The organism is Flavivirga algicola (genome assembly GCF_012910715.1).
GTDB lineage: Bacteria > Bacteroidota > Bacteroidia > Flavobacteriales > Flavobacteriaceae > Flavivirga > Flavivirga algicola.
Genome location: NZ_JABBHF010000012.1, coordinates 68,492 through 82,475, shown reverse-complemented (window position 1 = coordinate 82,475; position 13,984 = coordinate 68,492). Strand labels below are relative to the sequence as shown.

Genomic DNA, 13,984 nt, shown 5'->3' with positions numbered 1-13,984 from the left:
TTATGGAAGATCAAAAAAAGAGAATTTTATTAGTAGAAGACGATCCTAATTTCGGAACCGTTCTTAAAGATTATTTAATGATGAATGATTATGAGGTAACGCATGCTAAAAACGGAATGGAAGGATTTGAAAAATTCAAAAAAGATGATTTCGATTTATGCATTTTAGATGTTATGATGCCTTATAAAGATGGATTTACTTTAGCTAAAGAAATAAGAGAAAAGAATACTGATGTACCAATTATTTTCTTGACGGCTAAGACCATGAAAGAAGATGTTTTAAGAGGATATAAGGTTGGAGCAGACGATTATTTAAACAAACCTTTTGATAGTGAAGTCTTGTTAATGAAAATTAAGGCCATTATTCAACGTAAAGCCACAGAAACAATTTCTGATAGCAAACAATTTGAATTTAAAATAGGAAGTTTCGATTTGAATTCTAAATTGCGTTTCTTGCGTTTTAAAGGTGGCGAACCAGTAAAATTATCGCCTAAAGAAAATGAATTATTACGTTTATTGGCATTACACGAAAATGATTTAATGCCACGTGAATTGGCACTTACCAAAATATGGCGTGATGATAATTATTTTACATCCCGTAGTATGGACGTATACATAGCTAAGTTGCGTAAATATTTAAAACTGGATGAAAAAGTAGAAATATTGAATATTCATGGAGAAGGTTTTAGATTGGTAGTTAATACTTGATAAATACTTTTGATCGTGATCGTGATATTGAATCCAGCTTTTAGCTGGATTTTTTGTTTAATAAACAGGAAATTCTGTGATTCTTAACAACGTTGTTCCTATGGGCTCAAGTGTTAATATTTGTTCTGGTTCATCTTTTAATAAGACTTTATCAGGAATTTCCGATATTGAGGTATGATATTTTAAACTCCAATTGGAAACAGCACGTGCTTTAACTTGCAGTTTTATGGGAGAATTTCTAATACCCCAAGGGTATCCGACTTGGTTGCCTTTTATAACCTTTATATCGTTGCTTGTAATATCTGAAGGGATCGCATAGGCCCAATTAAGATGTTCTTTAGGAAATAACTGATAAGCAGGGAATTCAGGACTGCATTTCTGCCCTTCATCATTTGTAGTAATTCTCTTTTTTGCCTCAATGGGATATGAAAAAACCAATGGGCCATAATTTATAGCTATTCCATGTCGCTTTTCAATTTTAGGCTTTGTACTAAATGTAATTTCTATTTGATCTCCTTTTTTGAATTTTCTGGAAACAGTTTCGAAAAAACTATTTCTATGTCCATTTTTAATCTCCTTACCATTTAAAATTATTGTATAATTATCACACCATCCAGGTACTCTAAGCCCTAAGGTTATATTTTTCTTTGGTGCTGTGTTGATGTTTAATGATACCGAATGCGAGAAGGGGTAGTTGGTGTCTTGCGTAATAGATAAGAATTCTTTACCAAAGGGAATTGTAAATGTGCCAGGCAGGTAAAAGACAATTTTTGCCTCTTTTTTGCCAACCAAACAAGACCTGTTTAAAAAAGTGGGAAACATACGGTGGATGTTTCCTGTGCAGCATTCCGTATCATGACCTGGGCGATAGCATAAACGTCCTTTCCCAGTAAACCCCCAATTCGTATTGTCGTTGTAAAAACTAGAGACATCGGAAGAAATAGGCATGTTTGGCGTGCTATAATATTGATGTGCTTTGAAATCGCTCGTTATGCTGCTAAAACCAGCATTATAGATTACCTTTTCCATTTTGTCCGCAAAGTAGGCATCTCCAGTAGCTAACAAAGCCCAACCACTTGTCCAGTTATAATCGGTTACATTACAAACTTCGTGCGCCATATCGGTATTATTGCCATGTAATTCCTCAATACCACTCGATAGCCCGTCTGCAAGTTCATGATGATTTTCAAGTAGTTTGTATGCCTTGTACAAAGCTTCTTTGTATTTCTCATCTTTAGTGTAATAGTATAAAATAGCGGGAATCTTCAAGAATTCGTGATATGTAACAGCATGACCACTCGGTTTTAAGCCTTTTGCCATCCCCGTTGCGGTTAACATGCCAGCACCATTAGGAGATTCTAATAAATTCGTTTCAAATTTATGGTATAATCTTTTGGCTACCTGTAAATACCATTCATTGCCAGTTACTTGGTATAAAGACATTAAATGCTCTAAGTGTAGTACAGAACGAACTTCAAAACCTCCACTTTTTGGGATATTATAACTTTCTTCTTTCTTATAAGTTGCTTGATAATGATTTTCTAAAGCCTTTAGTAATTCAGAATCTTGAGTATTTTCATATTGTTCAAATAACATACGCATAAAGACAACTAAAGGCCACCAGTCATCGTCAATTTTCCCAGCATGTAGCACACCGTCTTTATCTATATTTGCTAGTACATAATCAATGTTATTTAGTACTTTTTGTTTTAGTTTTTGTGACTGGTTCATGTAAGCACATCGTAAGGCACCATCAAGGTAATATCCAGTTTGTTCGTAAGGCCACCAGCCGCTACCTCCATTAAATTCTCTGTCTTTATAATTCATATTTTCAGTCCACATCCCAGTATTAAAAGGAAATCCACTTTCCTCAGGGTTTCCTGTTAATCCACTTTCCTGACGTTTTAAAAACTCTTTGACCCAACCATGGGGTTTAATCCTATTACTTGGTAAATCTTTTAATGTTGAATGCTGTGAATAGCTATTTATACTACTCATTAAAATAAGTATAGAAAATTTTAAAAAAAACGTCTTCATTGATTAACTGATGTTGGTTTTAATATGATTTGTTTAACCTCATATTTATACTAGCTTGTTTTCTAATTTTTATTAAAAGGTTTGGATGGAATAGGGGCAACGGGTGTTGGAAAAAATGTTGGATCAAATTTATCTAATATTTCTACCTTTGAAGTGTTTATGTTTATTTTTAAACAATATTGTTCAATGAGTCCATTGTAATGCTTAAAATCTATTAAGTCATGATCCATTCTTCTTATGGTCATTTCATATAAACCTGCATTTTCATTATCGGCGATTAATATAACAAGATAATTTTTAATTAATTCAAATAGTCCTTTAGAAGTAAAATCTTTGGCTTCCTCTAAAGGATTTGTTATTAGTACGTCGTTTATTTTGTTTAATATTAGATTATGATTTTTTAAAAGGGGAGCGTAGTTATAAGAATCCTGTAAACGATAAAGAGTCATGACAAGATTTTCAGGTTTTGTTTTATAGCCAGTTTCAAATTCAATACCGCCATCTGGTGTTCTTATAACAGAAGGATCTTCCCATGCGATACCAATGTTCTCAATGCCCCAGTTAAATTCGTTCTGTTTGTATATCGCAGGGTTAATAAAGAATGTAATTTCATTATACGAATAATAATCTTTATCATTAATAATTCTTTTTTTAAGATGAATTCTTGTTAATTGATCAATGGGGAAGCCATTATTTTCTAGTTTTTTAGCAACTTTTATAATAAGTTTTTGTTCTAGATTGGTAAATGCTGCAATGGCAGGCTTGAGTCCTCTGGTTATGGACATAGGTGATTGTTTTTGATGTTTTTTTCCACCAAAGAAAAGCATAAAAATAGAGAATATAATGGTTAACCTCAGTGCATGCGTCATAAAATACCTTAATCATTTTTTTATTGGAATCTATTTTTATAATCTACTGTAGATAATTAAAATACTAATCCCATTCATCGATCAGGTCTTCTTCATACAAACTAAAATCTGAGTCGTGGAAGTTTCTTACTTCATCAAAATTAACATCGCAACACTCAAGTATACTCTGAATTTTGTCTTTACCATCATCAGAAATATTATTCTTATACAAATCTAATTCATATAGTTGGTCCAAACTTTCCCAAGATTCAGGGATACTCATTATTTGATTTTCTGAAAGATCCATTTTTTCCAGATTACTAAGTTGCCCCATACTATCTGGTAAGGCTGTTAATTTATTTCTATTTAAGTGTAAGTGGAAAAGCTCTTCAAGATTTCCTATGGACTCTGGTAGCTCAACTAATTCGTTTTTAGATAAATCCAAAACGCCTAACCCTTTTAAAGTCCCTATACTTGCTGGCAATTTTTTTAGCTTATTATTGCTTACATAAAGCGTGCCTAAATTGGTTAATTCACTTATCCATTCTGGAAGAACTTCTATTTGATTGCCATTCAAGTTAAGATATTCTATGTTTGATAAGAGCCTAATAGATTCAGGTAATTGATTCAAGTTTTGGTTTGCTAATTTTAAGTGGTATACTTTTTCTTTTTCTTTTAAAGCTTTTTCTAACGAAGTGTAGGTTTTGTCATTCATGATTTTTTTGTTAAATAATATGGATTAATGAGTAGATGCGTTAGCATACATATAGCCTATTGTGTTTTCTTACAAATCTAATGTATTTCTCAATTAATTTATAATTCTTAACAGAAACTTAAAGATAGCATTTCTGTTTTTTTGATGCTATATGTTAAAAGTGTTTAGATATAGCATTTCTTCAATAATATTTTTAAGAATAGAATATATTGTTAAAATATATTTATGATGATTTTAAACCAGTATTAAGTAACTTTATTTAATATTTTTCAAAGTCATTCATGGCAAAGGCATTATTGTATGATACCTCATCAATAGATTCATTTTCTGTAGAATCGTAATCAATTAGTATTTTCCAAAGGCTTTCTTCTTTTCTTAAGATAACATGGAATTTACCATAATATGATTTTTGGTTTTCACTGTCTGGGTTTATGGTAAACTTGTAAAATCCACGTTCAGATGCCATACCATCTTTAGAAATGCGCTCTAAAAACCTAAAAGAGATGGTTTGTTTTAAAGAATTATTTTTCCAACGTTCCTTATAGTTTCCTAAATAAGCATCTTTATTTCTAATAGATTTGTAGTTACCTCCATTGACTCGGATTAAGTCATTGCTATGCAGGCTTTCGAATAATTTATAGTCTAGGCTTTCGAAAGATTTTTTGAAGTTGCTCCAAATTTGGACATTAATATCTTTTAGGTCATCAATATTTTGAGCAATAGTCTTATTGCCTGACAAAATAATCAAGCATATAAAGCAAATTAATAATCGGTTCATTTTTGTCATTTTTAATGACTAAAAGGTACGAAATATATTAATTATTGTTTATCAGCCAATTTTTAAACTCATAAAAGTTTTGAGGAGCCACGCCATGTCCAACAGGAAATTCCGAATATTGGTGTTTTATATTAAGGCTGTTTAAAAACGGAGCAGTTTGTCGTGCCCATTCAACAGGAATTACTTGATCGACACTGCCATGGGAACAATAAAAGTTTAGATGAGAATAATCCTTGGTTGTATCCTGAGGTAAAATATCTTCATATACATAACCGCTTAAAGCAACGACATTTTTAATTTTTTCTGGATAGGTTAGAGCAACGGCATAGCTTAAAATACTTCCTTGGCTAAATCCTAAAAGGGATACATTGTCTTTATTAACAGGGTAAGCTTCTACGGCTTCATCTATAAATTTTGAAATTAAATCGCGAGATTCTTTAGCTTGTTCACTATCATTCCATTTCCCTTTATCGGCATCAAAATTAATAGCATACCATGCATTTCCGTAAGGTTGCATAGGATAAGGCGCTCTTACAGAAATAATAAAAAGATCTTCGGGTAATTCACTGGCAAATGAAAACAGGTCATTTTCATCACTTCCATAACCATGCATCATAATTAGCAATGGTGCGTTATCTGTTAATGAAGATTCACGAATTATATGATGTAAAGAGAGTGTATTTTTAATCATTTATTTACCAAGGTTTGCAAATATTTTTTGATATAAGTTACCAACTAAGGGAACTTTTTGAGCTTTTCCTGCAATAGCATTGGAAAGACCATATATGTAGAGAACACTAAAGAAAATATAAACAGATAATCTTAAAGTGAATATATCGAATTTAGATACGATAGATAAATTTATAATAATTAAGGTTAGCCATAAGCCTAAAGATTGTCTAATATGAAAACTTGCAAAAGGACTTTTTTTATCCTTTTCATTGTTTAAATAATAAGCAATTATGACTCCAAAAATTGTAATATAACTTATTATGGCATTTTTACGACCTCTTTCAACATCTTGCTCAGTCATTATAATTATTGATTTAATAAAGTTTTATTATTTGAGATAATTCCATAAACTTTTCCTTTTAAAGCTTCACCTTCAAAAATGGTGTTTTTTGACTTTGAAACAATATCATTTTTAGAAACGATATATTTAGTGTCAGGATTAAAAAGAGTGATATTTGCTTTGTTACCAATATTAATAGGTGTTTGTACCAAATTAAATCGGTTTTTCCCTTTGGTTAAAATATCTATAGTTTTCTTGGTTGTAAAGAGTGTTTGTAATGCTCCAAAGGCAGTTTCTAACCCTATAGAGCCATATGCAGCATGATCGAATTCTATCCTTTTTTGTTCAATATCGATAGGGTTATGGTCGCTTGTTACCATATCTATAGTGCCATCTTTTACACCTTGAATTAATGCATCAACATCTTCTTGAGTTCGTAACGGTGGTAACACTTTAAAGTTTGTATTAAAATCTGTTATTGCAGCGTCTGTATAATATAAATTATGAATAGTTACACTACAAGTAACGTCTAGTTTTTTCTTTTTTGCTTCCCTTATGAGCGCTACTGAAGTCGCGGTAGAGATCGTTGGAATGTGCAATTTTCCACCTGTATACTCCAATAAGAATAAATCACGTGCTACTTGCAGTTCTTCGGCTAAAGATGGATTCCCTTTTAAACCAAGTGTAGTGCTTGTTATGTTTTCATTCATAACACCGTGTCCAGAGATTTTATTTTCCTGAGGAAATGAACAGACTAATCCGTCGAAACTACTCGCATATTGCAAGGCTATTTTCATGAGATTAGGATTGGAAATGGGTTTCTTATAATCGTAGAATGCTACTGCTCCCGCAGAATTCATATCGTAAAGCTCTGCTAAATCTAAACCTTTACTACCAATGGTAAGGGCTCCAATTGGTATTAGCGAAACAGCATTATTATATGATTTTGTGTTAATAAAAGTGATATCGGAATTAGAATCTATAATAGGATTCGTATTGGCATTTAGGGCTACAGCTGTAAAACCAGCAGAAGCAGCAGTTTTAAGTCCATTTTTTATAGTTTCTCGCTCCTCAAACCCAGGTTCTCCAAAACTAACACTGCTATCAAACCAACCTTGAGAAACGTGTAGATTTTCTAACCTGATTTCCCGATAATTGCTCTCATTTTTAATTCTGTTAGCAATCTTTGAAATCGTACCATTTTCAATTAATACATCTTGCGTTGTGTTATGAAACTCGCTTTTTGGATCTATTATAGTGGCAGATTTTATAAGTATGTTCATTCAAAGTATTTTAAGATGCCCATTTCAATAATCAATAGCGCTAGTGCAAAAATAACAAACCATTTCCATAAGGCATTAACTTTTGTATCACTTTTTAAAGTGTCAAAAATTTCGATAATAGAATTGCTAACAGTGATGTTTTCTGAAGGAGAAAGGTCTCTGTAAATTAAATTACTTTCATTTCTATTATAATTATAGCTTACATTTTTAACGCTTTTGTTTTTATTCTTTATGGTGTAGGTATTAGCTACCGATGGATTTTTAGAGGTGTTTATTACAACCTTATTATTAAAGTATTGTTGCCTAGGAATGATGTTGACATCATTATTAACTAATGATAAAATATCATCCTGCTGCAATTGCACATCGACATCAAAAGTATTTTCTTCTCCAATCGTATAGTACAGACTAGGTACCTTAAGACTTTGTTTTCCTATGTTATAAAGTGTTGGAACGATTAAAGGAGAGTTTATAAAATTTGAGTTTTCACTATTTAAAGCTGCTGTAAATATGAATACATTTTTGTTTTCGTATAAGAATGGTTTGGTATCTTCAAATTGCAAGATGGCAGCACTGTTTGAAGAAACACCATAAAAACTTTTCACTTTTGGGTATTGAAAGTTATTCACTTGTTTTTCAAATACCCCATTGTTATACAATGGGTGTGCATAATTGATGGATGTAATACGTTTTTCTGTTGAAAATAAACCGTTAAAATTAGAACCGTGATTGGCTAGCAATTGATTATAAGATTGCCTGTTTATACTTTTTGAAGGGATTACAATCAATTTTCCGCCTTGTCTGGTGAATTGTTTTAATGATGCAGCCAGGGCGCCAGAAATGGCATCTAACTCATTTAAAATGATAAGATGTTGTTGATCTATGATATTATAGTCTAATTGATTTTCTGAAGTAGCTGTGTAATTGAATTCGTCATCGGTATAAATACGCTTTAAAAAAGAATCGTTTGTCGCATTTATGGAAAGCACATGAGCCTTAGATCCGTTATTGATATTGAAATACAAACTGTTGTCAAAGTGCAAATTCACATCGTTAATAGAAATTTTGCCATTAATAACTTCATTTACGGGAAGCGAAAATGTGGTTTCGGCATAATCTTCAATAGCTACAGATGTTTTTGCAATTAAATTATTATCGCTTAGTAACGAAACTGGTAGGTTTTCAACAGGGCTTCCACTATTTTTTATAAGTACTTTCAACGCTATGGCTGAGGCCGTTCTTTTAAAAATATATGCACTGTCAATAGTTATGTTGCTGGTGTTTATAGGTTGTAACTTTACTAAGTGAAGCTTGGTAAGTGAATCTGTTTTTGGATTGAAACTAGATGCATCTTGTTGAAAATCAGAAATGAACACTAAGTTTCTTAAAGTGTTTTTTTGCTTATTAAATACCGCGCTACTTTTTAATAGAGCAGCTTCTGCAGTTAGTTTATTCGATGAATAACCTAATTGCAATAAATCATTTTTAATGGCTTTTATGGTTGTATTCTTGTAAATATTATCATTGGTCATTAATGATATGTTCTCACTTTCGGGTACATTACTAATAATATCCTGAACGGCACGTTTTAAAAGTGCTCCCTGATTTCCTTTTGCTTGTAGGCTAAACGAATTATCTAAATAAATAACCGTTTCCTTTTTAGTTTTAAACAGATGGGATTTAGAGGTGAATGGTTGTGCAAATGCAAAAACGATGGCAGCAAGAAGCAATAATCTTGTACAAAGAATTAACCACTTTTTTATTTGTGAACTTTTACGGGTTTGTAATGTCGCCTCTTTTAAGAATGCCACATTAGTAAAAGCAACTTTTTGAAATTTTCGTAATTGAAATAAGTGAACAATTATAGGGATAAGTAGTAAAAATAAAGCGTAAAGAAGATCTGGGTGTTTAAACTGCATTCATTTTTAGATTTGTCAAAGCTACATATTTTTGATAAAAGATTAAAATGAAATACTAAAGATTTACTTATTTGATTGGTTTAATGATGTTAGGATAAAACCCTTTTGTTTTGCCTCTACTTATTTTTATAGAAAAAAGGATTGGTAGAATAATATTTACAGCATTAAAGGCTAATAAAAATAAAATGAGTATCTTAAAAGAGCCCAGTCCCCCTAAATTAAAATACATAAATTTTAAAATGACAAAAATAATTATGAGTCCATAAGTTATAAATGTCCAAAAGATTTGAAAATTTAGAAGATTTATTCCAGCTTCCTTTAAACCGATTACTTTATTCTTTTTAGTTAACCACAATATCAAAGGAAGAATGATGTTGCCTAATGGAATAACCAGAAATGATATAACAGATAAGTGTAAATAAATTAAATAGTTTTTGTCTGTTTGTTTATCATAATCTAAGATATCCTCAGCATTCAAGTTCAAAGCTTCACAAATTAAGTGAAGTGTTTTTCCTCTTGGTTCGTTTTGATTATTTTCAATACGTTGAATGGTCCTTAAATTTACTTTTGCAGTATCTGCTAATTCTTCTTGAGATAACCCTTTCCTTTTTCTTAAAGCTTTAATTTTTTCTCCTAATTCGTTCATACATTAATTCAGTTTTATTTGTTGCCAAAGTTACTTGTGAAACCTTGTTTTTATAACGGCTTATTTACGACATTTTAACGACTTTTTGTCTGACGCCTTGTTTTACTTGGCTTAACAAAAGAAAACGTAATCATAAATATTCTTCATGTCCAGACTATTCATATAATTTTTAATCTCTATTTGCGCTTCTTTATTAGCGACAGTAATAATACTTTGAGGATTCTTAATGGTTTCTAAGGCACTAAAAGGTTTTAAAATGTTACCATAAATATCTCTTCCAATTTTGTTGGGATTGTCACAAATCCATTCAAAAGGAACTTCTTTTTTAATGAGAGTTTTTGCAACTGTTTTCCCTTTGTTTCCTGCTCCCCAGACAACAAGTGTCTTTTTAGGATTATAATCTAATTCTAAAAAATAGTGCAGTTTTATATCTATAAAATGATTTTCGGCATAATGCTCGTGGGTTCTGGATGTTCGTGAATTATAATCCCTCCAGTCATGAATAACATGACTACAAGGAATGCATTTATAATGGTGCATATAAAATCGAAATGCTAAATCGTAATCTTCAGGATATCTATCAGAGTTAAAAGCATTGCAAGCTATTAAATCGTCTCTATGAATCATCCAACAAGGGGAAGGGATCACACATTCCTTATATATTTCGGAATAATTATTTCCCGTTTTGGTTAAGTTATTCAACCAAATTTCATAGTTTTTATAACCTTCTTTAATGCCCGTTTCAGAAAAATAATTCACTAATCCCAAAGCGACATGCTGTTTACCATGTTTCAATAAATTATTTACGAGTACTCCTAATTTAGTTGGATGCATGATATCATCACTATCCATTCTAGTGATATAGGTACCTTTACTATGCTTAAAAGCTAACCGTAGTGCATCAATAATACCAGCTCCTTGATTTTTTAGAAGCACTATTCTACTATCATTTTTTGCAAATGCTTCAACGATGCTAAAGCTGGAATCTGTAGAGGAATCATCAATTATAATCAATTCCCAATGGATATATGTTTGATGTAATACAGAAGTCAGACAAGCTTCTATATAAGCTTCAGTATTTTTAAAAGGAATGAGTATACTTACTAAGGGAGTTTGCATTGAGCGAATATAATTTATCTTTTTAACATAACCTTAAGAAAACAGCCCGTAACATATTGGTATTTTGCACGTCAATTAAGAAACTAAACTCAATTAGATGAATACTAAAACATTGGCTGCATTATTTGCGGGCATTCTACTGGCAGGTTGTAATTCTACAAAGAATACAAAAAATGATTTAGCAACAAATTTACCAATAGCAACATCAATAAACTTAACAGATATTGATAATGATAAAGCTCCAGTAACCATTGACCCTGGGCGTTTTACCGTGGAAACTGTTACATATCGCTTACCTAAAGTGATCCAAGGAACTTATTCGGTAAGTGACTTTGGAAAGTATGTCGATGATTTTAAAGCGATTGATTATCAAGGTAACGAAATGCAGGTTAATAAGGTAGATACCAACACGTGGTCTATTAGCAATGCTAAGCAATTGGATAAAATTACTTATTTGGTTAACGATACTTACGATATAGAAGTTAATGGAGGGATAGGAAAAGATACTCCTTTTTCACCTTCTGGAACCAATATTGAAGCGAATAATTATGTGCTGAATTTACATGGTTTTATAGGGTACTTTGACTCTTTAAAAAACAATCAATATAAACTAGATGTTACAGCTTCGGCAGATTTTGTACGCACTTCAGCATTACAAAATGTAGGGTCTAAGACTAGTGAAGATGGAAAAAACATCACGACAAGTTATTTTGCTGCCAGATATTTCGATATTACCGATAACCCAATGATGTATGGCAATCTGGATGTTGAAGAATTTGAGGTTGGAGATATTAAAATTGTATTAAGCGTATATTCTCCTAATAAAGTACATTCTGCTAAATCTTTAAAAGAGACCGTATTTAAGATGATGCAGGCTCAAAAAACGTATTTAGGAGACATCAATGCGACCCCACGCTATGATATTTATTTGTACCTGTCTGAAGGTAAGGACGAATCACCAAAAGGTTTTGGAGCGCTAGAACACCATACATCGACCATAGTTGTGTTACCTGAATCGATGGAAAAGGAAGCCTTGGCTGAAAGTATGATAGATGTGGTGTCTCATGAGTTTTTTCATATTGTGACACCTTTAAGCGTGCATTCTGAAGATGTACATTATTTTGATTATAACAATCCTACATTTTCTAAACACCTATGGATGTATGAAGGGGTAACCGAATATTTTGCAACATTGTTTCAGGTAGATCAGGGGCTTGTTGACGAAGCGGAGTTTTATAATAAAGTTATGAGTAAAATTCAACGCTCTAAGCAAATGAATGATGCCATGAGTTTTACTATAATGAGCGAAAATGTTTTAAAGGCGCCTTATAAAGATCAATACTTAAACGTGTATCAAAAAGGCGCATTAATTGGCATGTGTATTGACATTTTAATGCGTGAAGAAAGTAAGGGACATAGAGGGATTTTATCTTTAATGAAAGAGTTGTCCAATAAATATGGAAAAAACAAACCATTTGAAGATGACAAGCTAATTGATGAAATTGTGGCTATGACCTACCCATCGCTACGTGCGTTTTTCGATGCGCATGTTATTGGTGATATTCCTATAAATTATGGAGACTTTTTCGAAAAGGTTGGCTTAGAAATAGGTGAGGCTAAAATAGAGGCTAATTATATATTAATGAATGGTGTACCAATTGTTAGCGGTGACCCACAAAAAGGCACCATATTTTTCACGGATATGGTATTAAAAAATAGTTTTTGGGTAGAACAGGGCGTTCAGGCAAATGATGTCATTAAGTCTGTTGATGGCGAGCTTTTAACATTGCAAAACGCGAATCAGGTTTTACAAAACGTCTTTATGTGGAAACCAGGCAAAGATGTTGAAGTAAAATTAGATAGAAACGGTGAGGAGGTTGTGATAAAAACGACAACAACACAAGCGTATACAACAGGTAAGGCTATTATAGAAAAAGCCAATGCTACCGATGATCAGAAAGCATTGCGTGAAGCTTGGTTAAAAGGATAATCTATTTATTAAAATGATACTAACGATTGATAAACAGTAGTTTATCAATCGTTTTTTTATGCCGAAATCCTAATGATTGCACTTTTTATGGTTTTTACCTTTATGTGAGAAGCCAATAATTTGGAAATATTAAAACCCCTCAAAAACACCCAAGCCAAATAAAGCAAAGTCGTATTTAACGGGATCATTTACATCTAGTTCCCTTAAAGCAGTATCCAATTCCAACAATGCTTTGGCATCATTTTGTTTGCGTTGTAGTAGTCCCAGTTTTCTAGCCACATTACCAGAATGTACATCTAAAGGACAAGATAATTGGTTGGAAGAGAGGCTTTGCCATATACCAAAATCAACTCCAGTACGATCATTTCGAACCATCCAACGTAAAAACATATTGATACGTTTTGCTGCAGAGTTTTTTAATGGATCACTTATATGTTTTTGTGTTCTTTGCAAATGTTGGATTTCAAAGAATACCGATTTAAATTTTGAGATAGCTACTTGTAGAGATTCAGTATTTTGATACTTTGAAAAAATAGCTTCTAAACCATCATGATTTTTGTAAATATGTTTAAGTGATCGTATAAATTGGATGCTGTCATTACCATTAAAAGTCCTATGAACAAACGGAAGTAGTTTTTCTAAATCAATTTCAGAGTGGTTTAACACAAAATCGAAAGGAGCGTTGTCGAGTAGGTCCATTAATCGTTTTGCATTGTTAATAATGCTTTTCCTGTTTCCCCAGGCAATAGTAGCCGTTAAAAAACCAGAAATTTCAATATCTTCCTTTTTGCTAAATTGATGTGGCACTTGAATAGGGTCGCTTTCAATAAATTTGGGGTTGTTATATTGAACGACTTTAGTATCTAGAAAATCTTTGAGGTCTTTTTTGTTCAAAAAATAAGTTTTTTCAAAAATAAGTATTCTTGTTAA

The 13,984-nt window shown here is 32.1% G+C and carries 13 protein-coding genes; 2 read left to right on the top strand and 11 right to left on the bottom strand.

The features are described 5' to 3' along the window. Positions 1–2: 2 nt before the first annotated feature. Positions 3–707 (top strand): response regulator transcription factor, encoded by a 705-nt coding sequence (locus tag HHX25_RS18135; RefSeq protein WP_169676429.1) that lies wholly within the window; start codon positions 3–5, stop codon positions 705–707. Positions 708–764: 57 nt separating this feature from the next. Here the strand turns inward: HHX25_RS18135 and HHX25_RS18130 are convergent, their stop codons facing one another. From HHX25_RS18130 to HHX25_RS18085, 10 genes are all read right to left on the bottom strand, one after another. Next, positions 765–2,705 (bottom strand): beta-L-arabinofuranosidase domain-containing protein, encoded by a 1,941-nt coding sequence (locus HHX25_RS18130; protein WP_169676427.1) that lies wholly within the window; start codon positions 2,703–2,705, stop codon positions 765–767. A gap of 101 nt (positions 2,706–2,806) precedes the next feature. Then, positions 2,807–3,613: a hypothetical protein gene (locus HHX25_RS18125; RefSeq protein ID WP_169676425.1), complete on the bottom strand. Its 807-nt coding sequence runs from the start codon at positions 3,611–3,613 to the stop codon at positions 2,807–2,809. Positions 3,614–3,677: 64 nt separating this feature from the next. Continuing rightward, positions 3,678–4,307 carry a leucine-rich repeat domain-containing protein gene (locus tag HHX25_RS18120; protein WP_169676422.1) on the bottom strand — a complete coding sequence of 210 codons (630 nt, stop codon included), beginning with the start codon at positions 4,305–4,307 and terminating at the stop codon, positions 3,678–3,680. 259 nt (positions 4,308–4,566) lie between these two features. After that, positions 4,567–5,085 (bottom strand): DUF4440 domain-containing protein, encoded by a 519-nt coding sequence (locus HHX25_RS18115; RefSeq protein WP_169676420.1) that lies wholly within the window; start codon positions 5,083–5,085, stop codon positions 4,567–4,569. A 37-nt stretch (positions 5,086–5,122) separates the two neighbouring features. Beyond that, entirely contained in the window at positions 5,123–5,776 is a 654-nt protein-coding gene (locus HHX25_RS18110) for an alpha/beta hydrolase (protein WP_169676418.1), read from the bottom strand. After that, positions 5,777–6,118, bottom strand: coding sequence for a hypothetical protein (locus HHX25_RS18105; protein WP_169676416.1), 342 nt, complete (start codon positions 6,116–6,118; stop codon positions 5,777–5,779). A 5-nt stretch (positions 6,119–6,123) separates the two neighbouring features. Further along, positions 6,124–7,380: a dihydroorotase gene (locus HHX25_RS18100; RefSeq protein ID WP_169676414.1), complete on the bottom strand. Its 1,257-nt coding sequence runs from the start codon at positions 7,378–7,380 to the stop codon at positions 6,124–6,126. After that, complete coding sequence (locus tag HHX25_RS18095; RefSeq protein ID WP_169676412.1) at positions 7,377–9,299, bottom strand: BatA domain-containing protein; 1,923 nt, start codon at positions 9,297–9,299, stop codon at positions 7,377–7,379. Before HHX25_RS18095 ends, HHX25_RS18100 begins: the two co-directional genes overlap by 4 nt. A 67-nt stretch (positions 9,300–9,366) precedes the next feature. Continuing rightward, the gene (locus HHX25_RS18090; RefSeq protein ID WP_169676410.1) at positions 9,367–9,945 is read right to left on the bottom strand and encodes a helix-turn-helix domain-containing protein; all 579 of its coding nucleotides are present in this window, start codon (positions 9,943–9,945) and stop codon (positions 9,367–9,369) included. Between the two features lie 111 nt (positions 9,946–10,056). Beyond that, positions 10,057–11,064 (bottom strand): glycosyltransferase family 2 protein, encoded by a 1,008-nt coding sequence (locus HHX25_RS18085; protein ID WP_169676408.1) that lies wholly within the window; start codon positions 11,062–11,064, stop codon positions 10,057–10,059. Positions 11,065–11,161: 97 nt separating this feature from the next. Between HHX25_RS18085 and HHX25_RS18080 the strand changes: the two genes are divergently transcribed. Beyond that, positions 11,162–13,054 carry a M61 family metallopeptidase gene (locus tag HHX25_RS18080; protein WP_169676407.1) on the top strand — a complete coding sequence of 631 codons (1,893 nt, stop codon included), beginning with the start codon at positions 11,162–11,164 and terminating at the stop codon, positions 13,052–13,054. A 129-nt stretch (positions 13,055–13,183) separates the two neighbouring features. Here the strand turns inward: HHX25_RS18080 and HHX25_RS18075 are convergent, their stop codons facing one another. Then, the gene (locus tag HHX25_RS18075) at positions 13,184–13,948 is read right to left on the bottom strand and encodes a TIGR02757 family protein (protein ID WP_169676405.1); all 765 of its coding nucleotides are present in this window, start codon (positions 13,946–13,948) and stop codon (positions 13,184–13,186) included. Between the last annotated feature and the right edge of the window lie 36 nt (positions 13,949–13,984).